Here is a 21,681-nt window from a genome sequence, read left to right as displayed (position 1 = left end):
GTCGACTCCCAATAAGCTACGGCCTTCTGCAGCACCAATGCTGCTGTCATTATTCATAACGAACTCGTTACGTCTGGCTACGCAAATTCTGATACCGAAATGTTTTGTCATTCTGGAAAAGAAATGAAGACCGCAATCAGGAAATTGCGGCCTTCCGAAAACTCAGTTTTTGAAGATGTCAGGCGGTCTTGTTGAAAGCCGCTACAATATTGGAGAGATTTCTCTGCCGTCTGGTTGCCAACCGAGCGGCCGTCAGGACTGATCTGGCCTGAGAAATAGCTGTGTCCAGATCAGAATTAATGATCGTATGATCGAATTCCGCCCAGTGAGAGATTTCATCCAGCGCGGCTTTCATGCGCTTTGCAATCTCTGCAGGATCATCAGAGGCCCGTTTGTGAAGCCTGCGTTCCAGCTCTTCGAGTGATGGTGGCAGAACAAACAGGCTCACGACGTCTGCAGGAAGGGCGGCTCTCAGTTGGCGATGGCCCTGCCAGTCAATGTCAAAGACCATGTCATGACCGGCTTCCAACGCTTCTTCAACAGGCGCACGCGGAGTGCCATAGCCGCGGCCGAAAACTTCTGCCCACTCCAGAAGTTCGCCGGCCTCTGCCATCGTGCGAAACGCCTCGATATCCCGGAAGTGATAATGAACACCTTCAACTTCACCTGGGCGGGGTCCACGGGTCGTCACGGAAACAGAGTGCTTCAACGACGGCTCTGACGCACGCAGAGCGTTTGCAATCGTGGATTTACCCGCACCGGAGGGGGCTGAAATCACCAGGCAGACACCGCGTCGGGGCTGTTGGATCATGAGGGTCTCCTTGATGTTTCCTGAGGCAGGACAATGTCGCTGCCTCTAGCCTGAAAACCCCTTGTCTGACCAGATGTTCCTCAGGTTTCCGACTGAAGCTGTGCTGTTATTGCGCTGCTGAGAGACCGCCTGCGGGATCCGCCAAGGATGTGGCCGAGGGGGGCCAGCACCTCGATATGGTCACAGATGATCTTAAAAACGGCGAGCATCGGGACAGACAGGAAAGCACCGGAAATGCCCCACATCCAGTCCCAGAACAGAAGAGACCCCATGACGAAAACCGGGTTCAGCGTGAAGCGCCGGGCCAGGAGCATGGGGGTGATGGTTTCTCCTTCTAGCACATGAATCAGCAGGTAGATGGAAGGTGGAACCAGCGCATAAAGCAGGGACGGAAAGGTAAAAAGCCCCACAACGAAATAGACCACCATTCCGGTCAAGGGGCCGATGATCGGGATGTAGTTGAGCAGAAAAGCCAGAACCCCCCAAAGCAGGGGATTGGGCATGCCCGTTGCCCAGCACTGGATCATGTTCGCAAGCCCCACCAGCAGGTTCATCATCGTGATGGTTGCAAGGTAGAGCGAGACATTCCGTTCAATCTGGGTCGTGATCTGAACCAGTCGGCGCTTCTTACGGAATGTGGGCATGATTTCCACAATCCGACGTAGCAGTGTGTCTCCTTCCGTCATGAGGAAGAAGAGCATCAGCAGCATGGAGAAGAAGCCGCCTGCAATTTCTCTGGTGCCTGCGAGAACGGACGTCCCAAGGCGGCTCAGGGCATTCTCCCCCCCGATTGGCGCCGCTACAGCATGCGAACCAGAGGGTTTGTAGCCGCCGAACATGCCGGATAGCCGCATGTAATCCCGTTCCATGACTTCAATCGGTCCGCGCATGACGGCCAGTTTGCTTTGAAGAGCAGGCAGTGTCTGCGGAGCACGGGAAATCCATCCTGCCGCAGGGACAGAAATTGTTGTCGCAATTCCACCAACCACACCGAACATGGCAACGATGAGCAACAGCGCAGCCAGATGTTTGGGTAGATGCAGTTTCTGCCGAAGAAAGCGCATCGGCGAGATCATCATCAGGTTGACGACCAGCGCGAACACAAAGGGCAAGAGGATGGGAGCGGTGAAATACAGCGAGTAAAACACGGCCAGAATCGTCAGGATCAGGACGCAGATGTCTCTGACGTTCAGGTGCTGACGTAATATGTTACGGTCGAGCGTCGGATCTGGCAGCTCGTCTCCTTCCCGCTGACTGGGTCGACTTGGGCCGGATGCATCCTCTTCCGGCGGAAGAGAGCCTTTCTGGCTGGAAACTGCGGAAGGCTCTGTCGGACAGCCGGACATGTTTGACGCCTGAAGCGGGGAGGGGTGACGTCAGGGTAAAAGCCCTGACAGAGGACACAGTTGCGTGTTCTGCCCAAAAACCCTCTTGAACTCCAGTGGGAAGAGGTAACTAAATAATGATCAGAGCTGGTAGGGGTCTGCCCTGCTGGCGAACCTGGAGCTAGGAGAACAGCCATGGCTTGGAACACGCCGAAAGTTACCGAAATTCCGCTAGGCGCAGAAATCAACTCGTACGTCTGCGGCGAGAAGAAGTAATCATCTTTTCCCTTTCGGGGAAAAATGGCGGCCGCCTCCCACAGGGGCGGCCGTTTTCTGTTCATGCTTCCCAGACGGTTTTCTGAAAAATGATTGATGTCATCGTGCTCGGCTCCGCGGCCGGCGGTGGTTTCCCCCAATGGAACTCCGCAGCGCCGGGTTGTGTAGCCGCCCGCACGCGACAGGGCGCACGCCCTCGCACTCAGGCCTCCATTGCCGTGAGTGCTGATGGAGAACACTGGTTTGTTCTCAACGCTTCCCCTGATCTCCGGCAGCAGATTATCGAGACTCCGGCCCTTCACCATCAGGGTAGTCTGCGCGGAACGCCGATCCAGAGCGTCATTCTCACCTGTGGTGAAATCGACGCCATTACGGGTCTGCTGACCCTGCGGGAACGTGAGCCTTTCACGCTCATGGGGAGTGACTCCACACTGGAGCAACTGGCGGCCAATCCGATCTTCGGTGCGCTCGATCCTGCAATTGTCCCGCGCGTTCCTCTGACGCTTGATGTGCCTATAGCTTTGAAGCTGAAGGATGGCAGCCTGTCAGGCCTGACGCTCACAGCCTTTGCTGTGCCGGGTAAGGCTCCGCTTTACGCTGAAGCTGAAGGGTCGCGGCCTGATGAAACTTTGGGTGTGTCCATCACGGATGGAAAGCAAACGGTTCTGTTCATCCCCGGCTGCGCCCACATCACACCAGAAATCATTGAACGTGCCTCTCAAGCGGATCTGCTGTTTTTTGACGGTACTCTGTGGCGCGATGATGAAATGATTCGTGCGGGACTGAGCCCCAAGACAGGTCAGCGTATGGGGCACGTCTCTGTCCGGGATACTGGTGGGCCGGTGGAGTGCTTCGCGTCCTGCTCAAAACCGCGTAAAGTCTTGATTCACATCAACAACTCGAACCCGGTTCTGATGGAAGACAGTCCGGAACGCAAAGACGTCGAGAACGCGGGGTGGACCGTGTCCGAAGACGGCATGACTTTCAGACTGGAAACACCATGACACTCCTGACCCCTGACCAGCTCGAAGCTCGCCTCCGCCAGATTGGTGCTGAGCGCTATCACAACCGTCATCCGTTCCACCGCAAGCTGCATGATGGTCTGCTGACGAAGCAGCAGGTGCAGGCCTGGGCCCTGAACCGCTACTATTATCAGGCTAAGATCCCGGCCAAGGACGCCACGCTCCTCGCTCGCCTCCCGACCGCCGAGCTGCGCCGCGAATGGCGTCGCCGCATCGAGGATCATGATGGTACGGAGCCGGGAACAGGCGGTGTCGCGCGCTGGCTCGTACTCACGGATGGTCTGGGTCTTGATCGGGACTATGTGGAGAGCACGGACGGCCTGTTGCCCGCGACGCGCTTTGCCGTGGATGCGTATGTGAATTTCGTGCGTGATCAGTCCATTCTGGCAGCTATCGCATCCTCCCTGACCGAGCTGTTCTCTCCGACGATCATCAGCGAACGTGTCTCAGGGATGCTGCGGCACTACGACTTCATTTCTGAAGAAACACTGGCCTATTTCACACCCCGTCTGACGCAGGCTCCTCGGGATTCGGACTTTGCGCTGGCCTATGTCCGGGAAAATGCCCGTACACCGGAACAACAGCGCGAAGTTCTGGGTGCTCTGGAGTTCAAGTGCTCCGTTCTGTGGTCCATGCTGGATGCGTTGGATTACGCGTATGTTGAAGGGCATATCCCGCCGGGCGCTTTTGTCCCATGAGTGTGACGGAAGAGACCGTCTTGTCCTTTGCGCGTGGTCATCGGTTGCAACATGACCGTGTTCGGGATGTCTGGCTTGTCCAGGCTCCCGAAAAGGCTTTTATTATCGAAGGCGCCGCCCCACATATCCTGGGTCTTGTGGACGGGGAACTGTCTGTTGGTTCTATTGTAGAAAAGCTGACAGAACAGTTCTCCGCCCCGCGCGAAGTCATCTCCACAGATGTTCTCGCGCTTCTTTCTGATCTGACGGAAAAGGGCGTTCTGCACGCATGACCTTGCCCCAGCCACCGATGAGCCTTCTGGCTGAACTGACCCATCGTTGTCCGCTCGCCTGCCCCTATTGCTCCAATCCGCTGGATCTGGAACGCAAGGCGGCGGAGCTGGATACGGCTGGATGGAGACGGGTGCTTGAACAGGCAGCGGAGATGGGCGTCCTGCAGGTTCACTTCTCGGGCGGTGAGCCAATGGCCCGGCCAGATCTGGTCGAACTGGTGACGCTGGCACGAAAGCTGAATCTTTATACAAACCTCATTACGTCCGGCGTCCTGCTGGATGAAGCCAAACTTGATGCGCTGGATAAGGCCGGCCTGGATCATATCCAGCTTTCTTTCCAGGATGTGACGGAAGAGGGCGCCGAACGCATTGGCGGCCTGAAAGGCGCGCAGCCTCGCAAGCTTAAAGCCGCCCGGCTGATTCAGGCGTCCGGGATTCCCATGACATTGAACTTTGTTGTCCATCGGGAAAATGTCGCGCGCATTCCGCAAATGTTTGAGTTGGCACGTCAGCTTGGGGCTGGCCGCGTCGAAATTGCTCATACCCAGTATTATGGCTGGGGCCTCAAAAACCGCGATGCGTTGCTCCCCAGCAGAGAACAGCTCGAAGAGTCCACGCGTGCTGTAGAAGCCGAGCGTGAGAAGGGAGGTCTGGCTATTGATTACGTCACGCCAGATTATCATGCAGACCGCCCCAAGCCCTGCATGGGCGGCTGGGGGCAGCGGTTCGTGAACATCTCCCCGTCTGGTCGTGTTCTTCCCTGTCATGCTGCGGAAATCATTCCGAATGTGACCTTCCCGAACGTGCGGGATGAATCGCTGGCCGAGATCTGGAACAATTCCCACCTGTTCAACATGTTCCGTGGAACCGAATGGATGCCGGAAGCCTGCCGGGCCTGTGATCGTAAGGAGATCGACTGGGGAGGCTGTCGTTGTCAGGCGCTGGCTCTGACAGGGAATGCCGCCAACATGGACCCGGTTTGCAGCCGCTCACCATTTCATGACATCGTCGAGAAGGCGGTGGAGCAGGCAGAAACGCCTGAACTGGTTTACCGTCGCTTCTGAAGTTTTGTACCGAGTTTCCCATGCCCGTTCCGGACATTGACCAGTTTCACGCCATCTCCATTAGTGCGCTTGCTCACAAGCTTGCGGCGGAGGGGCGCAGCATCATTCATATGGAATTTGGTCAGCCCTCCACTGGTGCGCCAAAGGAAGCCATTGAACGGGCACAGCATATTCTGGCGACAGATCCCATGGGATACTGGGAAAGCCAGCCGCTCAAGGAGCGTATTGCCCGGCATTACCAGGAGACCTACGGCGTCGCCGTTCAGCCAGAGCAGGTAATCCTGACCTGCGGCGCCTCCCCCGCGCTTGTCCTGGCTTTGACGAGCTGTTTTGTGCCTGGGCAGCGTATTGCGCTCGCGCGACCGGGTTATGTTGCTTACCGCAATACGCTCCGCACACTTCATATGGTGCCGGTGGAAATACCTTGCGGAGAAGCTGAACGCTTCCAGTTGACGGCACAAGCCGTGGCCGAGCTGGAGCCTGCTCCAGACGGTCTTATTGTTGCCAGCCCTGCCAATCCAACGGGAACGATTCTGCCAGACAGTGAATTGCAGGCTATCATTGATGTCTGCAAGGCCCGTGGGATCCGGATTGTATCAGACGAGATTTATCATGGTCTGAGCTACGGGGAGCCTGCCCATAGTGTTCTGGAACATGATCCACACGCGCTGGTGGTCAACAGCTTTTCAAAATACTTCAGTATGGCTCCGTGGCGGCTGGGGTGGCTGATTGTGCCATCCGACAAGATAGATGCTGCCCGGGCGCGTATGGGAAATCTTTTCCTCACACCATCGGCGCTGAGTCAGCATGCAGGACTGGTCGCTTTTGACTGTCGGCAGGAGCTCGAGGGCCATATTGAGACGTATCGGCGAAACCGCGATCTGCTTCTTGAAGCTTTGCCCGCGCTTGGCTTGACGCATATCGCACCACCGGACGGTGCATTTTATATTTACGCGGATATTGGACATCTCACAGAGGATAGTCTGTCGTTCTGTCGTAAGCTTCTTCTGGAGACGGGGGTCACGACGGCGCCCGGTGTAGACTTCGACCCTCTGCATGGGAACCGTTTCATACGTTTCAGTTTTGCGCTCTCAACTGATTTGATTGAAGAGGCAATTCGCAGGTTGAAAACCTGGTTTAACGTACAGAACGCTTAAGGTAGGTGCTCGATCTGGTACTAATTGAGCATTTATTAATAATTAATTTTGCAGGTCTTGAAAATACTTAAGCCTGGGTTAAAATTGGCGAGACAGTAAGAAACCCTTCATGCTGTCGTCTGTCTAAGTGGGAGTATGAGACATGAAGGTTGCAGTATGTCTGGTTGTAAAAAATGAACAAACGGAAATTATTTATTGGGCAGCGTGGTATAAGGCGTTAGGTTTCGATACTCTAATTATTTATGACGATTTCTCCGATGATGCAACGGAAGAAGTAATTCTTTCCATGCAGGGCGGAATTGATATTCGTTATATGAGAAACGCCGTTAACCGCGACATTCATAATGTGCGTCAGGTGCGTGCTTATAATGATGCCGTCATTCGATATGGTCATGAGTTTGACTGGATTGCGTTTTTCGATGCAGACGAATATCTCGATCTGTATGGGAAAAATATAAAATCTTATCTGTCAGAACAAGGCGATGCATCGCTCGTTGCGTTTAATTGGTGCTGTGTTGGCACGAACGGGTATGTTAGCCGTCCAGAAGGCGTTCCATTTCTGAATTACACCCGAACGGGCAGTAATGAACTTTTCTGGAACCGGCATACCAAAGTTATATTCCGTCCTGATCGGTTGTCGAGGTCGGTTTACCAGGTTCATAATGTCGATGTTCACGGTACCAGTGTAGATAGTGAAGGTCTGCCTGTTGAGTGGGAATCTCCGAGTGGTGGTTTCACCCGGAATATTCCGACGTGGAAGGGCGCACGCCTTATTCACTACCAATCCAGGTCTCTGGAACATTATATTAACCGGGACCGCCATCTGGAAGACGTCCGCAGAGATGTGAACGACCCGCTTCATACTGTCGTGAATAATCCAGAATATAATGCTATCGAGAGCATTATATCTGCCGATTACATTCGTGATTTCTATAAGTGGATGGATCATATTGTCGCGCAACAGACACATACGATTGCACGCGTTCTACGCTCTACCTCATCCTGTTTTATAACTCAGCTTGAGAGCATCCTTGCACCACCTAATGTTCCTGTTTTCCAGCCTGCCTATAAGGCAGAAGCTCATGAAATCGCGCATAACTGGATTTCATTTCATACGACTCCAGGAAAAATACTGAGCGAACATTTCGATGGTCGAAGCTCTTTTGTCGCCTTTCATATTGAAAACCATTTTGGCCACAGGCTGACATCTGTCGACGGTAAGCTGTCTACAGATTCTGAAAATGGAATTCCGTTAATTGGAATCTACTGTGAAGGAAGTGAATATGTTCACGTATTCACGTCAAGTGGAGAAGAGCTAAGGGTCAATGGGGACTCTCGCGTCACCAGAGTACTGACTTATAAGGTATGGAATAACGAAGATGGGTCCATTTCTATTTCCCATCCAAGAACCCATAGATATTTAGGTTTTGCCCCGGACGGAACATATAATATTCGTAAAATCCGTGCGCTTGCATGGGAAAGCTTCAATTTGAAGCTCGTGGACATCGCTGAGTGCCCACAGTTTGTACGTGATGCAGGTGTTTACCTTGGACGTATCACCAGTCTTGAAGATTTAAAGCGTTCCTGCGAAACCGCAGAGCAAGTTGATGGCTTGGTTATCAATGCTCTCACAGCGCTTGATGACGTCTCCAAGTCGGCAGTTTCTTTCTTGAGCCGCGGCATTCTTGGCGAACATATTCTCTGACGTACCTCACACAGCGCCCGTCTTCAGGGTTTTCTGAGGACGGGACAACCTTTCCAGAGCCCCTTTTGCTGGGAACTCTGAAAAGGTCTTTCATGCTGTAAATCGGGGCAGCTTAAAGGGGAGCGTAGATCGCGCCCAGATAGTCAGGTGTGCCACTCACACGGTCTAGGTGCGGGTAACGCAGGCCATCATGATATGGGATGGAAATCGTGCTGATATGCTCGCCAGATTTCACCACAAGTCTGATCGGCTGCTTCGGGTCTTTCTGCGCATCCGCGATGGCATGACGCAAACGATCCCCAGTGTAGGCCATGTCATTGACAGCCAGGATTGTCTCCCCTGACGCCAGGCCGGCCTTGTATGCCGGGCTCATCCAGTGAACACGCGCCGTCTTGGCATCACGCGTGACGCTCATTCCAAGCGAGAACGTCAGATCCACACTATGGCGAACGGCTTCTGATGCTTTGATGAAGGATGTTGGTTTGTCTGTGTAGACAAGCTTGTAGCCACCGTTTGTCAGGCCATCCAGCGGAGCATGTGGCCGGATGGTGTCCAGACGATCATGTAGGAATTTGGCCCAGTCATATGGCTGGATACTGTTTAGGGTCGAAGCCACTTCATCGAACTGATAGGGGCTGACGATAAAGCTTCCATTATTCGTGCCGAAAAAGGCCTTCGCGAAATCGTTCAGAGATTTCTGCCCGTTGGAAAGCTTGCGGATCAGCGTATCTGCGTCGAGCCAGACAAGCTGGCCTTCCACATAGTAGTCTTCCGAACGCTGCCAGTCGCGCCATGACAGAGGGGCACGCTGAGCAATAACGGGGTCATTGGTGGTGTCTTCCAGCGGGCGCCACAGACGGCCTGTCTGGTTTTCGTAGGTCGCTGCCATATAGGCCAGCGCCTCGAAGCCCTGATCCTTCGTCACAAGTCCTGAACGCGCTGCAAGAACATTTCCCCAATACTGGGTCTGGCCTTCATACACCCAGAGCAGGGAGCCGCGTTGTGGAACATTGAAGTTTGGAGCCCACATATCAGCCGGGCGACGATACTTGCCGTTCCAGGAATGCGTATACTCATGCGCGAGCAGATCACGCTCGGGGAACGTTTTATCCCATTCCGTGAAATACCCTGGAGCAGCGGCATTCTCGCTGGATTGATGATGCTCCAGCCCGATCATGCCCAGCTCTTCCGTCAGGGCGAGCAGGAAGTCGTAATGGTCATAATGATGGGAGCCGAAAAGAGCCGTAGCCTGTTTGACGAGGTTCTTATGGGCTTCAATCTGCTGCGGCGTTGCATTCAGGGAGTCTGCATCGTCTGCAACAACATTAAGCGCGACAGGCACATGGTCCGGCCCGGTCAGATCAAACTTACGGAAATACCGACCCGCATAAATCGGGGAGTCGACCAGCGTATTATAAGTCGTTGCATTGAAGTGGGTGTCATCGCCATAGGCAGAGGCGCGCAGAGCGGAGCCAATCTGCCATCCATGCGGCACCAGAACGCTTGGTTTGACCGTAATATCCCGCGTGAAATACCCAGCTGGATACAGAGAAACCTGATCCCACTGAACATTGACGATGGATGGCGTCATGACGACACGGCCCTGACCCGGCGTAACCGGAGACAGAAGCTGGAAATGAACGTCAAGTGTGGGGGTCGTGGCTGAAACGGGAATATGAAACGCAGCGATATTGACCGTGTCGCGCTTCCAGGGAATCGTCTTGCCACCTGATTGGATTTTCAGGCTGGCAAGCTGCTCAATGACGCCTGTCGGGGAATGATCGCCCGGAATCCACATGGGATACAGCAGGATCAGTTCGCCTTTCTCTACAGCCTCTTTCGGAACGGGAACCGTTTCATGGATGGACATGACGTGATGGGCCGTGTCTGTCGCATCAACAGCAACCGTCAGAGCGCCGGGAAAGGGCTTGTCCTGCGGGTCTGGGATGGCGGCAGGCAGAGGGAGCGGCTCTGGCTGAGGCTGGGCAAAGGCTGGGGCAACCAGGCTGCTGAATGCAGTCAATGCCACCAGAAAGCGCATACGCATCATAAGAAAGGTTCCGATTTGTAAATCAAAGTCCTTCCTGCCCTAATTGCCCCCGCGTCTATGCACAAGGGGCAATAACCTTGCCCGCGTCAGATACGCAGAAAGACTATTGAGCTATTTCCGGCAGACATGCACGGATTGCCCATCCTGTGACCTCTGGTGTCAGATGCAGAGGAACGGCATTTGGCAAACGGACATTGACTGGCAGGCTCATTCCTGCGCGAAGGCTTCTGAACAATGCACCATGCGCGACAAAGAGAGGGGTTCCGTCAGCTTGCAGCGCTCGGTTAACAGCCCCTACAGCGCGCGCCTGGAGTGTAGCGAAGCTTTCAGCACCTTCGGGCGTATAGCCGTCTTCGATCCATGGATCGTACCATTCCCCCATGGGCTGCCCTTCCTGCACTCCGAAGCAGACTTCCTTGAACTCCGGATCGATAATCAAAGGAAGGTCAGGACCTCCACTGTCTCGAATGGCATCGCGCGTGTGTTCCGCCGTGACAAGAGCTCGAGATAAGGGAGACGCGATAATCCGATCGAAGGGATTTTCTCCCTTCCGGAACAGATCCGCGAAAATCTGGCCTGCTCGGACGGCCTGTGCGAGCCCCGTAGAATTCAGGGGGATGTCTGTTCGGCCCTGGGAGAGACCTCTGAGGTTCCAATCCGTTTCACCGTGCCGGAGATACCAGTAAGGCTTGGTCAGGATCTTCGGCATGGATGAAACCTCCAGAGATGGGAAAGCTTAGTCGAAGAGAGAGGAAACCGAGCTTTCGTCTGCAACAGCGCTCATGGCGCGAGCCAGAAGATTAGCAGTCGTAATCTGGCGAATGTTTGGCGTATCGAGCAGCGCCTGGGTAGCAGGGATGCTGTCCGTCAGGGTCAGCATGTTCAAGGGACTGTTTTTCACGCGCTCGCAGGCATTACCAGTCAGAACGCCGTGAGTGACATAAGCTTCCACGCCTTCTGCGCCCCGGCTCATGAGAGCATTGGCCGCGTTACAGAGCGATCCACCGCTGTCCACAATGTCGTCTACCAGCACACAATACCGTCCCGAGACATCGCCAATCACGTTCATGACTTCTGACACGCCGGCGCGCTCACGGCGCTTGTCGATGATGGCCAGGTCAACGTTCAGACGCTGTGCAAGCTGACGTGCGCGGACAACACCGCCAACATCAGGAGACACAATCATGAGTTCCCGGTCCGGAAGGCGTGTTTTGAGGTCCCGCACGAAGAGCGGAGCCGCGTACAGGTTGTCCGTCGGAATATCGAAGAACCCCTGGATCTGCATGGCGTGCAGATCCATCGTCAGGATACGGTTGGCGCCCGCTTCCGTCAGAAGGTTGGCGACCAGCTTCGCGCTGATCGGTGTCCGCGGGCCGGATTTACGATCCTGACGGGCATATCCGAAATACGGCATGACAGCCGTCACCCGGCGCGCAGATCCACGACGCAGCGCGTCCAGCATCACCAGCAGTTCCATCAGGTGATCGTTTGTCGGCATGCAGGTGCTCTGCACCACGAAAACGTCCTCACCGCGGACGTTCTCCTGAATTTCGACAAAGACTTCGCCATCCGCGAAGCGCTTGACCACGGTTTTGCACACGGGCAGCCGTAGTTCACTCGCCACCGCACGAGCCAGCGGCAGATTACTGTTGCAGGCAACGATCTTCATGAAACGGCCTCGTCTGGTATCCGTCAGGGGGAGAATTGCGCGCTTTCTAACAGCGCACCCCCCTGCTGTCATCAGTTCTGAGCCATTCTTTGCACGGAAGTTGGGCTTGATGTGCTGACCGATGCAAGCGAAACACATTCAAGAACTGTCTGCGCGGCCTGCTGGAGGCTGCTTCAAGCTTCAGGAAAGGTCGGAATATGGCCCTGAAAGACTGTACGGGTTTCGTTGGCCGGAGACTTCTGATTCAGGATCTCCCAAGCCAGCGGGACGTCAGGAATGCTGTCTTTGTCCCGCCTGGAACGGCCCCACAGTGGGGACTTTTCGAACCTTCGGGCCGAAGCGTTCCTGAGGCGATGCTCTATACGGGCGCCGGCTCACTCCACACACCTCTCTGCTCACGGGATTACCCTGACCTCCCGGATTGCCCAGTTTTGAGCGACAAGTTCGATTATTTTTTCCTTGGAAACATTAATCCGTCCTACCTCTATTTTTTTGCCAACGTATTGTCCCGCCTGTGGAGTCTTCCTCCCTATGCGCGCTCACGGCTGAAGCTCGTTTTCAGCAGCCCGCAGCCTCTCGCTCAACTGATGGCACAAAGCTATTTTCGGACGATCGTGACGGCGCTTGATCTGACTGAAGAGCACTTCATGCAGGTTCTGTCACCAGCGCGCTTTCCACGGATTACGGTTGCAGCGGCTGCATTTGAAGAGCTGTCACTCGTTCATGATGTCTTCGCAGATCTGGCTCACAGCATCGGGCGAAAGATTTTACCCGAAGGTGCGCAGGATCACCCGGGACGCGTTCTCTTTTTCTCGCAGGAAAAACTCTCTCAGGGCAACGTCAGGGTAGAAAATGAGTCCGTTTTGACGGCGGCATTGAGAGCAAAAGGGATAGGAACTGTTTATCCCAGCCAAATGACTTTCCGGGATCAGCTCAAGCTCTGGGCCTCAAATCCCTTGGTGATTGGTTATAATGATGCCTGTCTTCATACGAGCATCTTCTTCCCTCAGCGAAGGGTTGTGACGCTTGCACATAGCCCGGATATGTGGGCGAACCAGTGTCTGGTCGATAAGGCGAACAACAATCATGCCCGCTATCTGTACGATAGTTCTGGCCTGGAGCCTGTCGGGGCTGGAGGTGGTTTCCAAATGAACTACCGTATCCCTGACCCGGAGAAACTTGCAGATGAACTGGCGGATTTCACCTTGGGCTAACCGGAACGGGACGCTGGAAAGATGCGGTCGAGTGCTGTTTCATTTTGAAACAATCGGGCCATACAAACGTCTTCTCGCGGATGAACTTTCCTCCGCGAATAGCGTTTCGATATCGAACGCTTCTTCAAGGAGTTATACCCAATGTCCATCAAGTCCGTCGCCCGTGTTGCACTTTCCCTGACGCTACTGTCTGGTGCCGCCGTTTCTCTCTCGGCCTGCAACACTGTTCGGGGTGCTGGTCAGGACGTCAGCTCCGTGGGCCACAATGTGTCTCGCGGTGCGAACGCAACGCAGGACGCCATTCAGCGTCACACGGATGCTTCCACGCACTGATTGCTGTTTCTCCTTAGAGAGAACAGTAAAGAAGCCGTCAGAGTCCTCTCTGGCGGCTTTTTCTATGGGGCTTAAGAAAACCTACAAGATCACGAAATATGACACATAAGCAGTTTTCACGTCTCTTTGTGTTCGATTCCACTTGTAATCTGTGATTTCCCGGTCTCATATTCCTGACTGAACAGACGTTCTCGGGGCGGGGTGAAACTCCCCACCGGCGGTATTGAAGGGATTTCGGTCCCTCCTAAGCCCGCGAGCGCCTTCTTATCCACGGATAGGAAGGGTCAAGCAGATCCGGTGAGACTCCGGAGCCGACGGTCATAGTCCGGATGAGAGAGAACGCAGCACTTGCCCGATTGCTCGGGTGGAAGGAACGTGCATCTTCGCACTTTCCTACTGCGAGCCTCGGCTGAGGGCGGCGTGCGCCCTGCGAACGTCCCGAATAATGGGACCGTGACCGCAGCCTTGTTGAAACAAACCACCTTTTCCAGCGCAGCGAGCGCAAGCCAGATCCGAGCAGGATTTCGCTTGGCCCTTGACTATGCGGCCGACACGTTGGGAGCAACCTCTCCCAATCCGTCTGTCGGATGCGCACTGCTCGATGTAGAAGGTCGTGTTCTTACCATCGGCGTTCATCCGAGGGTCGGGCAGCCTCATGCGGAGGCAATGGCTCTTGCACAGGCTCGCGATGCCGGCGTTCTGGGCGATGTGCGCACCGCAATTGTGACGCTTGAGCCCTGCAATCACACGGGGCGTACACCTCCCTGCAGTGAAGCGCTGCGCAATAGTCCCGTCGAGCATGTCTGGATCGGCGTTGCTGATCCTAATCCGCAGGCTGCAGGCGGCGCAGAGCGGCTGCGGGAGATGCCGAACGGGCGCAGCGTGACATTCCTTTCGGATGTCCCGGAAATGGCAGATCTTGAACGCGATTGCCGTGCCTTGCTGGCGCCTTTCCTGAGTCGCGTCGTTCGTCATCGTCCCTGGATCAGCGTTAAGCAGGCTCTGGATTCAAATGGTACGATGATTCCGCCGACGGGACAGACGACGTTCACGTCCGAAGCCTCGCTGACGCTGGCTCATCGTCTTCGCCGCGCTACAGATGCCATCATCACTGGCATCGGAACCGTGCTGGCTGACAAGCCGCGCTTTACAGTGCGTCGGGTAGCCGATCACGCGGATCGAGGTCCACGCCTTCTTGTGGTGTGTGACCGGCAGGGGCGCCTCCCGGCAGACTGGAAAAGCGGGATGGAACAGGCCGGGTTCACGGTTCTGGTCAGTCCTGACCTTCTCTCCGTACCCGCCATGCTGGCCGAGTGCGGCGTGAACTGGGCCATGGTGGAAGCCGGTCCATCTCTTCTGAAAACAGTGTCCGACGCTGGTCTATGGGACGACTGGCTGACTATCCGCAAAGACGGCGACACTGATCACATCGAACTTCAATCGCGGGACGAGAGCCCGCTACGACTGCTGAGGGAAAGCGCATGTTCTCTGGAATCATAGAGCGTCTGGGTACTGTCAAAGCCGTATCCCTCCGTGACAAGGCCATGGACCTGACCGTCGAGACGGGCTTTCCTGATCTTGAGTTAGGCGAAAGCGTCGCGGTGAATGGCGTCTGTCTGACGGTTGAGACGTTCGATGCGGCTGGCGTGGCAACATTCCACCTGAGCGGCGAAACTCTCTCCCGGACGCCCTTGGAGCAGCTCAAAGCCGGGTCTCGCGTTAATCTGGAACGTGCGGTCGCAGCCAATACCCGATTGTCCGGGCATATCGTACAGGGACATGTCGATAATGTTGCGACGTTTGCCAGTGTCGAAAAATCCGGAGACTCTTACGCCCTCCGCATTTTCGTCCCACAGGCCCTGCGCCAGTATGTCGTGGAAAAAGGCTCCATCACGTTCGATGGGATCAGCCTGACGGTCAACGAACTGCATGATGATGTTGTTCGGGGAAACCAGTCCGGATTTGAGGTTGGTCTGACAATCATCCCTCATACCTGGGACCATACGAACCTCTCGTCCCTCACAGTCGGAACACGCATGAACGTGGAGGTCGATGTACTCTCCAAGTACGTCGAAAACCTGCTGCGCTTCTCGCCTACACTTGGAAAGGTTGCGTCATGAAGCCATCCCTGAAAGCTGCCATTGAAGCCATTCGCGCAGGTGGCATGGTCGTCATGGTTGATGACGAGAACCGTGAAAATGAGGGCGATCTGGTTATGGCGGCGCAGTTCGCTACTCCCGAAGCCATCAATTTCATGGTGCGTGAAGCGCGGGGTCTGGTCTGCCTTCCTTTGGAAGCTGAGCAGGTGGACCGTCTTGGTCTACCCCCCATGGTCAGCCGCAACCGTGACCCGCGGGGCACGGCCTTCACAGTTTCCATTGAGGCGGCTACAGGCGTAACCACTGGCATTTCGGCCGCAGACCGTGCCCGGACAATCGTTGTTGCTGCGAGCCCTGACGCCACAGCAGCCGATGTCATCTCGCCGGGCCATATCTTTCCCCTGCGTGCGCATCCAGAGGGTGTGATTGCCCGTAACGGTCACACGGAAGGATCGATCGATATTGCGCGCCTCGCTGGCCTCGAGCCTGCGGGCGTGATCTGCGAAATCATGGCGGACGACGGGAGCATGATGCGCCTGCCCGAACTACGCCGCTTCGCTGCAAAGCATGGAATGCCAGTCGTTAGTATTGCGGACTTGCAGGAGTGGTGCCTCGAGCACGGGCGTGGCTCCGTAGATGATGCTCAACTGATCAGCACACCAGTCCCTGCTACCGGTGAAATGGTGGCTGTGTCTGCTCTTCCCAGTATTTTCGGTGGCCATGATCTGAAGATCCATGCTTTCCGGGCCGTAGACGGTGTCGAACACGTGGCCCTCGTGAAGGGAGATCCGTCTCAGGGAATCCCGCTGGTTCGACTGCACTCAGAATGTGTCACGGGTGACGCATTGGGGTCTTTGCGGTGCGATTGCGGCGCTCAGCTTCGGGAAGCTCTTGAGCGGATCTCGGCGTCTGAATGTGGCGTGCTGGTTTATATGCGCGGTCATGAAGGCCGGGGCATTGGCCTTGCCAACAAGATCCGGGCCTATGAGCTTCAGGATGGCGGCATGGACACCGTAGAGGCAAACGAGGCTCTGGGCCTGCCGGCGGATGCCCGTGAATGGGATGCAGCCGCTGACCTGCTCCGGCATCTGGGCGTCACGTCCCTTCGCCTTCTGACGAACAATCCGGACAAGGAATCCAATCTTGTTCGCTTCGGTTTTGATGTGCAGTCCCGCGAGCGACTGGAAATTGAAGCCAACCCTTTTAACCGGGCCTATCTCGCCACCAAGCGGACGCGGATGGGCCATTTTCTCCAGGAACAGCCCGCATGAGCAAGCATATTCCCGTCGCCCCTGACCTGCGCCTTTCTCCAGCCCCCAAAATGGCGATCATCGTCAGCCGTTTTAACACTGGTATCACAGGTGGACTGAAGAACGGGGCGCTCGAATGGATGGAAGAGCGCGGCATCACGGATGTGGACGTCTATGATGCTCCTGGTGCGTTTGAGCTGCCGCTTCTTGCCCAGCGACTGGCTAAATCAGGCAAATATGAGGGTGTGATCTGCCTCGGCTGCGTCATCAAGGGAGACACAGCCCACTTCGAGTTTATCTCGCTGGGTGCCACCATCGGTATCATGCAGGCTCAGCTCGCAACGGAAGTGCCGGTCGCGTTTGGTATCCTGACAACTTACACCGAAGCACAGGCTGTTGCCCGTTCACGGGAAGACGCTGAGAACAAAGGCCGTGAAGCTGCTGCGGCCTGTGTGGAAAGCGTAGCTTTCCTTCGGAACGTGCCGGTTTCAGCCTAAAACCAGCTTTTTATATCCCGGGCCTTGGGTGAGTGATCCCTTGGCCCGGTATTTTCGATTTCAAATAAATCCCCAGAGAAGTCCGGGGACATGTCTATGAAGTTTCTCGCGATCACTGGGTGATAGAAGAGCGATCATCTTCAGGAAAAGATAGATGCTTGGAGCATCTTTTTCATTCCGAAGCCAGGTGATTAAAGAATCAAACGTCATCTTTCCAGATGTTGGTAAAGGTGCTGTCATCCTCTGCCAGCTATAAGTGACATTAAACTCGGGCCTGAGTGACGCTTCTTCCCAGTCCTTGGCCTGTCTGCGATTAGCTTCTACCTGTCCGATACCATCATGAGGAAGAATGAAGCAGAGGTATTCTCCGGAGAGAGTTGTTCTCAGCGCTGTCCCTTCAGGCTTGTCCTGTATGGTTTTCGCAATCTGATAAGTCAGTTCACTGAAAACCCTGTCGTCTCCAAAAACCTTTAGCGCACGATTGTGCTCGACATGCACACCGTCGCGCACGAAGAACGTAATCAAATCGGGCGTATCAGCGAAAACGGCACCATACACGGGTAACAAGCTACGTTCGGACATCACCGCAGGCGAAGCGTGGCAGACATCTCCCGTACTGGCATCAACACAGAGCTGTGTTTCAAAATATGCAGAGTGAATGCTGAAGACACGGGATTCCAGTATTTCACCCTCGTAATCTGAAATCGCTACTGTGGGAGGATATTGCTTTCTTAAATCCTCAATAGCCCGCGCGACCATATTTCGATTAATACTGACCTGGATCGGGCGAATTTTCGGAATGAACCGAAGAGGCTCAAAGTCCTCGACATCATTGCGATCAAAATGGTCCCAATAGCCGAGACTGTCACTGAGATCGGCATTCAGGCGGCGTTTGATGCGCTGGATGTAGTGCTCCATGCTGCGGCAGATGTAATGCAGGACAAAAGCATCTTCCCAGTCAATTTCCTGCACGGCATTCGCTGAAGGAACATACTGCCCATTGGGTCTGACATAGCGTTCTGCCGGGACATCAAACCAGTGTGGGTTATGATACGTGTCGCCCATGCATTCCGGTCTGACAAAGCTCTTGACGAGAACATTGTCGCCCAATTCCGGTGTCGAATGCTGAGTGAAGGCTTCGACTGTCATTTTACGGGGGCGAACGACCCGTCCAGAGCTCCCTTGAATACGCCAGCTTAACGCGAGCCCATCGGCATGAGGGAAGCGTTCAAGGAATTCTGGAAGGCTGTTTGCATGACGAAAGTAAACATATTCATCGCCGTCCAGAAATCCGAGCCAAGCATAATGACCTTTGGCCATTTCAGCAGCCTGCATAAAGCAGTTTCGCTGACGCCAGTAGAAATCGGGTTCTGCTACCGGGTCGGTTTGAAAAGCACGAATATTAAAAGACTTGGCCGCAGCCTGAATGATTTCCCATGTTCCGTCTGTGGAGTGATCATCAAAAATGAAAAGGGTCTTCACTCCCAGCCCGAGGTGCCAGGCAATCCATCCTGCAATGTCAGAAAATTCATTCTTGACGAATAGGGCGATAGCTACAGATGACGGCACCATGGGGAAAAGCACTCCTCAGCTTGAGAGACCCGGCGCTGCAAAAATAAGGCAACCAGATGCTGTCTGCCTGCATACCCGAGACTCTCCTCGTAGGGGAAGCCCTGTTGGGATGTCTTTATCCAGTAGAAAACAGGAGGATAAAGACACATGACCCAAGAGAATTAAGAGATTTTTTGTGTGTGCGAGTAAAAAAGTAAATAAAACCCGCGCAAACATAAATATTTAAAAATTAAAATGAACTTAAAGCAACTCGTTTCCAGGAATTGTCTGCAACACAGACATAATGGTAGTTTTCATCATCAGTAAATTCTCCGGCCTGACAGGGCGCAGAGCTGGAAGCAGGTGTTTTCAACGCTTCCTTGTAAGACGTAGCTACTACGTCTTTGAGTGTTGTCGTGCCACTGCTCACAGTCAAACCATTCCCTGCTGCCAAGGAACCTGTCGTCGACGTATTACCCCAGCTATCGACTGTGAGGCACGCCGCCCCTGAAGACGTCATATCAAACGATGCTGCATTAGACCCGCACAAAGCCAAACCATTTTTGGCCCAGCCAGGATTGAAGGCAATCGCTGCTTCAAATGTACCGTCTACGTTAAATGATGAAGATGACTGGCGTGGACCAAACCAATAGGAAACATCCATACCATTCGCGGCTGCTCCCCCCGTATTAGCATTATTGGTCTCTGAGAGAGTATCAGTTTGAGACCAAAGTTTGACGCTCTCCAGGTATCCAATGTTTGCTGTTGGCTCCTGCCAGTACTCAGCAATCATTTTTTTCGTGCCAACAACAGCGGCTGAACCGATCCGGGAGCCAACTTTATAAGCGTCTCCATCAAAATCTATTCCGTCGGAGCCCAGCCACGCCCGAATGCCTTCTGGCCAGAGACCAGCGACTGAAAGACCATAGCTATCCTGGCTGACCTTATTGTCGAAACCTGCCCCGATGGTCAAACCATGCATGGTCGCGCCGTAGTCTGGGCCATGATACCAGTTGTCGAGTTCTTCATCGCATTTGCGAGAAAGACCCAACCGTTTCATGGCTTCGCCATCTGTTCCGGATTTGATGATGACTTCACAGCTGGTGTTACGTGTGAAGTGTTTGATGTACGTCCCAAACTCAATGAAAGGATGCGTGAATTCGGCATACTGGGTTTGATCCAGCGCATCTACTCGATCTGCGGCTGACGCTGTGTTTTGAGTGCCAACCTGTGGCACGTGTCCACTATCAACGGCAGAACCACTGATGGGCTGCCATTGTCCAGTCATCGTAAACTGCGTGAATGTTCCCGTACTATCAGAATCATTTTTCCATGATTCCAGCATGCCTCCGTAGAACTGTTGGTCCTGATTGCGATGTCCCTGCACACCATCCAGCGACAGACCTGAATAAAGCGTTGGTCCGGCTACAATATTGGTCATGACATTCATGTGGTAGTGCATGTAGTCAGTGTAGCTTGCGGGCAGAGCTGGTCGAATAATTGCGCCAGACGTTGTAAACGTCACACTATGGGACGTCCCATTTTCATCGGGGAAATCTGCACCAGCAATATACCAAGGCGGATTATTGGTTGCGAGTTCGTATTCCGTGACAGCGTCCCAACCACCTGCACCACAGTTAGCGCCCGTTCCAGGGGCATAGGTCATGACTGAAGAATGGACACATCCTCCATTATCGCCAACGCCATATGGAAGGGCATAGAACTTACTGAAAACGCTATCGTACAGGCGATGCCCACCAAACATGGCCATTTGATCGGCCATATTGTTCATGGAAACACCAACAGTAATTCGTGGCCCTGCGAGATGGGATGGAGCATCGCCCTGCCAGCCATTACTCGTCAGATTTAGGGGAATACTCCCCTGATTTCCTTCGGATAAACCTGTTTGTGTCAAAATTTGTGAAGCTGTGTTGATCCCAGCCGTAACCTGAGCCTGATCGTTTAGGCCAGCAATGCCTGACTGTACGTTGATTTTTGCTGTAGTCAGGACACTGGAGGGAAGTTGGTCTGCTACATTGCATGCAACAGGAGTGCCATCGGCATTTGTTCCGCAGACTTGGGCAATAACAGTTGTGGAATGCCACGCCCCGTCTTTGCCTTTATAAGTGGGAACAACGGGATAGCCCTGCGAATTCATACCTGTCCCTACGGTAACAGGGGCAATAGAGCCTGTAGATGTCTTGTAATAAAGTGGAACATCCCCGGCAAAAGAAGGGGAATATCCGATCACTCCAGAAAGAAGTGACAAAGCAGCAATAAGGAAACCCGGTTTCCTTGGAAAATTTAAATCCATATTGAAACCATTTATTTTAAGGGAAATATTATACAGGAATACACTATTCCTATAATGCCTTAATTAATGCATTTTTTATTCAAAAAGTCAATTAGAAGCTAATGTCAGCACCTCAGAGGTTCCTGTGCCTCTCGCGCGTCAAACGTTTTCCTGATCGGAAAACGGGGGCATTCCTGAAACAAAGGTTGTGGAGATGCAGTAAGACGTCATGCTGCGTGACCCGGCATCTCTTCTAAAATTTATGATGGCAGGACGAGAGAGGCCAAGAAAAATATGTTGGCGAAACAATGCCGTACTGGCTCTGAGTTTCGTAAATATGAGAGCGTCTCAGACTCAAAAATCAAAGACGCTCTCATGGTAAAAGATGATTTTTG

20 protein-coding genes and 1 riboswitch are annotated in these 21,681 nt (G+C 54.0%); of the genes, 13 read left to right on the top strand and 7 right to left on the bottom strand.

From position 1 onward, the window contains the following. Positions 1-178 precede the first annotated feature (178 nt). Entirely contained in the window at positions 179-811 is a 633-nt protein-coding gene (gmk, locus tag KP707_RS06105; protein WP_099211344.1) for a guanylate kinase, read from the bottom strand. 80 nt (positions 812-891) lie between these two features. After that, positions 892-2,157 carry an AI-2E family transporter gene (locus KP707_RS06100; protein WP_211495666.1) on the bottom strand — a complete coding sequence of 422 codons (1,266 nt, stop codon included), beginning with the start codon at positions 2,155-2,157 and terminating at the stop codon, positions 892-894. A gap of 174 nt (positions 2,158-2,331) precedes the next feature. On the opposite strand from KP707_RS06100, the gene pqqA reads away from it, so the two are divergent. The 7 genes from pqqA to KP707_RS06065 all read left to right on the top strand — a co-directional run bounded on the left by pqqA (position 2,332) and on the right by KP707_RS06065 (position 8,330). Further along, positions 2,332-2,412, top strand: a complete 81-nt coding sequence (gene pqqA / locus KP707_RS06095) for a pyrroloquinoline quinone precursor peptide PqqA (protein ID WP_010502998.1) — start codon at positions 2,332-2,334, stop codon at positions 2,410-2,412. A gap of 89 nt (positions 2,413-2,501) precedes the next feature. Then, entirely contained in the window at positions 2,502-3,416 is a 915-nt protein-coding gene (gene pqqB, locus KP707_RS06090; protein WP_211502463.1) for a pyrroloquinoline quinone biosynthesis protein PqqB, read from the top strand. Beyond that, positions 3,413-4,132 carry a pyrroloquinoline-quinone synthase PqqC gene (gene pqqC / locus KP707_RS06085; protein ID WP_064275209.1) on the top strand — a complete coding sequence of 240 codons (720 nt, stop codon included), beginning with the start codon at positions 3,413-3,415 and terminating at the stop codon, positions 4,130-4,132. Before pqqB ends, pqqC begins: the two co-directional genes overlap by 4 nt. After that, complete coding sequence (gene pqqD / locus KP707_RS06080; RefSeq protein ID WP_211502462.1) at positions 4,129-4,404, top strand: pyrroloquinoline quinone biosynthesis peptide chaperone PqqD; 276 nt, start codon at positions 4,129-4,131, stop codon at positions 4,402-4,404. The genes pqqC and pqqD overlap by 4 nt, the downstream gene beginning before the upstream one ends. Then, entirely contained in the window at positions 4,401-5,468 is a 1,068-nt protein-coding gene (gene pqqE / locus KP707_RS06075) for a pyrroloquinoline quinone biosynthesis protein PqqE (protein WP_099211352.1), read from the top strand. Before pqqD ends, pqqE begins: the two co-directional genes overlap by 4 nt. 20 nt (positions 5,469-5,488) lie before the next feature. Continuing rightward, positions 5,489-6,625, top strand: a complete 1,137-nt coding sequence (locus KP707_RS06070; protein ID WP_211502461.1) for a pyridoxal phosphate-dependent aminotransferase — start codon at positions 5,489-5,491, stop codon at positions 6,623-6,625. A gap of 142 nt (positions 6,626-6,767) precedes the next feature. After that, positions 6,768-8,330: a glycosyltransferase family 2 protein gene (locus KP707_RS06065; protein ID WP_215751665.1), complete on the top strand. Its 1,563-nt coding sequence runs from the start codon at positions 6,768-6,770 to the stop codon at positions 8,328-8,330. Positions 8,331-8,442: 112 nt separating this feature from the next. Here the strand turns inward: KP707_RS06065 and KP707_RS06060 are convergent, their stop codons facing one another. From KP707_RS06060 to KP707_RS06050, 3 genes are all read right to left on the bottom strand, one after another. Beyond that, positions 8,443-10,380 carry a M61 family metallopeptidase gene (locus tag KP707_RS06060; RefSeq protein ID WP_211502460.1) on the bottom strand — a complete coding sequence of 646 codons (1,938 nt, stop codon included), beginning with the start codon at positions 10,378-10,380 and terminating at the stop codon, positions 8,443-8,445. Between the two features lie 103 nt (positions 10,381-10,483). Further along, positions 10,484-11,089: a histidine phosphatase family protein gene (locus KP707_RS06055; protein WP_211502459.1), complete on the bottom strand. Its 606-nt coding sequence runs from the start codon at positions 11,087-11,089 to the stop codon at positions 10,484-10,486. A 27-nt stretch (positions 11,090-11,116) separates the two neighbouring features. Then, positions 11,117-12,049: a ribose-phosphate pyrophosphokinase gene (locus KP707_RS06050; protein WP_046900960.1), complete on the bottom strand. Its 933-nt coding sequence runs from the start codon at positions 12,047-12,049 to the stop codon at positions 11,117-11,119. A 197-nt stretch (positions 12,050-12,246) separates the two neighbouring features. Here KP707_RS06050 and KP707_RS06045 point away from each other — a divergent pair, with 197 nt between their 5' ends. From KP707_RS06045 to ribH, 6 genes are all read left to right on the top strand, one after another. Then, complete coding sequence (locus KP707_RS06045; protein WP_211506618.1) at positions 12,247-13,263, top strand: DUF563 domain-containing protein; 1,017 nt, start codon at positions 12,247-12,249, stop codon at positions 13,261-13,263. 141 nt (positions 13,264-13,404) lie between these two features. Next, positions 13,405-13,596 (top strand): entericidin A/B family lipoprotein, encoded by a 192-nt coding sequence (locus KP707_RS06040; protein ID WP_046900458.1) that lies wholly within the window; start codon positions 13,405-13,407, stop codon positions 13,594-13,596. 183 nt (positions 13,597-13,779) lie between these two features. Beyond that, positions 13,780-13,941, top strand: a riboswitch (FMN riboswitch). 120 nt (positions 13,942-14,061) lie between these two features. Beyond that, positions 14,062-15,096: a bifunctional diaminohydroxyphosphoribosylaminopyrimidine deaminase/5-amino-6-(5-phosphoribosylamino)uracil reductase RibD gene (ribD, locus tag KP707_RS06035; protein ID WP_211502529.1), complete on the top strand. Its 1,035-nt coding sequence runs from the start codon at positions 14,062-14,064 to the stop codon at positions 15,094-15,096. After that, on the top strand, positions 15,078-15,716 hold the full coding sequence (locus KP707_RS06030) for a riboflavin synthase (RefSeq protein ID WP_064275216.1): 639 nt from the start codon (positions 15,078-15,080) through the stop codon (positions 15,714-15,716). The genes ribD and KP707_RS06030 overlap by 19 nt, the downstream gene beginning before the upstream one ends. Continuing rightward, a complete protein-coding gene (gene ribB, locus KP707_RS06025; protein ID WP_211502457.1) occupies positions 15,713-16,966 on the top strand; it encodes a 3,4-dihydroxy-2-butanone-4-phosphate synthase in 1,254 nt (417 codons plus the stop codon). The genes KP707_RS06030 and ribB overlap by 4 nt, the downstream gene beginning before the upstream one ends. Further along, positions 16,963-17,442 carry a 6,7-dimethyl-8-ribityllumazine synthase gene (ribH, locus tag KP707_RS06020; protein WP_086633270.1) on the top strand — a complete coding sequence of 160 codons (480 nt, stop codon included), beginning with the start codon at positions 16,963-16,965 and terminating at the stop codon, positions 17,440-17,442. Before ribB ends, ribH begins: the two co-directional genes overlap by 4 nt. Before the next feature lie 60 nt (positions 17,443-17,502). On the opposite strand, the gene KP707_RS06015 is transcribed toward ribH, so the two are convergent. Both KP707_RS06015 and KP707_RS06010 read right to left on the bottom strand, forming a co-directional pair. Beyond that, positions 17,503-19,014, bottom strand: a complete 1,512-nt coding sequence (locus KP707_RS06015; protein WP_211498312.1) for a glycosyltransferase family 2 protein — start codon at positions 19,012-19,014, stop codon at positions 17,503-17,505. A gap of 229 nt (positions 19,015-19,243) precedes the next feature. Next, positions 19,244-21,151 (bottom strand): hypothetical protein, encoded by a 1,908-nt coding sequence (locus tag KP707_RS06010; protein WP_211506619.1) that lies wholly within the window; start codon positions 21,149-21,151, stop codon positions 19,244-19,246. Between the last annotated feature and the right edge of the window lie 530 nt (positions 21,152-21,681).

The organism is Gluconobacter sp. P5E10 (assembly GCF_018812145.1).
GTDB lineage: Bacteria > Pseudomonadota > Alphaproteobacteria > Acetobacterales > Acetobacteraceae > Gluconobacter > Gluconobacter cerinus.
Note: the sequence above shows the minus strand (reverse complement) of the source record. Positions and strands in the feature narration are given on the sequence as shown.

Coding starts and splice junctions, on each gene's coding strand:
- gmk (WP_099211344.1), bottom strand. CDS start 811: ATGATCCAACAGCCCCGACGCGGTGTCTGCCTGGTGATTTCAGCCCCC.
- KP707_RS06100 (WP_211495666.1), bottom strand. CDS start 2,157: ATGTCCGGCTGTCCGACAGAGCCTTCCGCAGTTTCCAGCCAGAAAGGC.
- pqqA (WP_010502998.1), top strand. CDS start 2,332: ATGGCTTGGAACACGCCGAAAGTTACCGAAATTCCGCTAGGCGCAGAA.
- pqqB (WP_211502463.1), top strand. CDS start 2,502: ATGATTGATGTCATCGTGCTCGGCTCCGCGGCCGGCGGTGGTTTCCCC.
- pqqC (WP_064275209.1), top strand. CDS start 3,413: ATGACACTCCTGACCCCTGACCAGCTCGAAGCTCGCCTCCGCCAGATT.
- pqqD (WP_211502462.1), top strand. CDS start 4,129: ATGAGTGTGACGGAAGAGACCGTCTTGTCCTTTGCGCGTGGTCATCGG.
- pqqE (WP_099211352.1), top strand. CDS start 4,401: ATGACCTTGCCCCAGCCACCGATGAGCCTTCTGGCTGAACTGACCCAT.
- KP707_RS06070 (WP_211502461.1), top strand. CDS start 5,489: ATGCCCGTTCCGGACATTGACCAGTTTCACGCCATCTCCATTAGTGCG.
- KP707_RS06065 (WP_215751665.1), top strand. CDS start 6,768: ATGAAGGTTGCAGTATGTCTGGTTGTAAAAAATGAACAAACGGAAATT.
- KP707_RS06060 (WP_211502460.1), bottom strand. CDS start 10,380: ATGATGCGTATGCGCTTTCTGGTGGCATTGACTGCATTCAGCAGCCTG.
- KP707_RS06055 (WP_211502459.1), bottom strand. CDS start 11,089: ATGCCGAAGATCCTGACCAAGCCTTACTGGTATCTCCGGCACGGTGAA.
- KP707_RS06050 (WP_046900960.1), bottom strand. CDS start 12,049: ATGAAGATCGTTGCCTGCAACAGTAATCTGCCGCTGGCTCGTGCGGTG.
- KP707_RS06045 (WP_211506618.1), top strand. CDS start 12,247: ATGGCCCTGAAAGACTGTACGGGTTTCGTTGGCCGGAGACTTCTGATT.
- KP707_RS06040 (WP_046900458.1), top strand. CDS start 13,405: ATGTCCATCAAGTCCGTCGCCCGTGTTGCACTTTCCCTGACGCTACTG.
- KP707_RS06030 (WP_064275216.1), top strand. CDS start 15,078: ATGTTCTCTGGAATCATAGAGCGTCTGGGTACTGTCAAAGCCGTATCC.
- ribB (WP_211502457.1), top strand. CDS start 15,713: ATGAAGCCATCCCTGAAAGCTGCCATTGAAGCCATTCGCGCAGGTGGC.
- ribH (WP_086633270.1), top strand. CDS start 16,963: ATGAGCAAGCATATTCCCGTCGCCCCTGACCTGCGCCTTTCTCCAGCC.
- KP707_RS06015 (WP_211498312.1), bottom strand. CDS start 19,014: ATGGTGCCGTCATCTGTAGCTATCGCCCTATTCGTCAAGAATGAATTT.
- KP707_RS06010 (WP_211506619.1), bottom strand. CDS start 21,151: ATGAATTCGCAGGGCTATCCCGTTGTTCCCACTTATAAAGGCAAAGAC.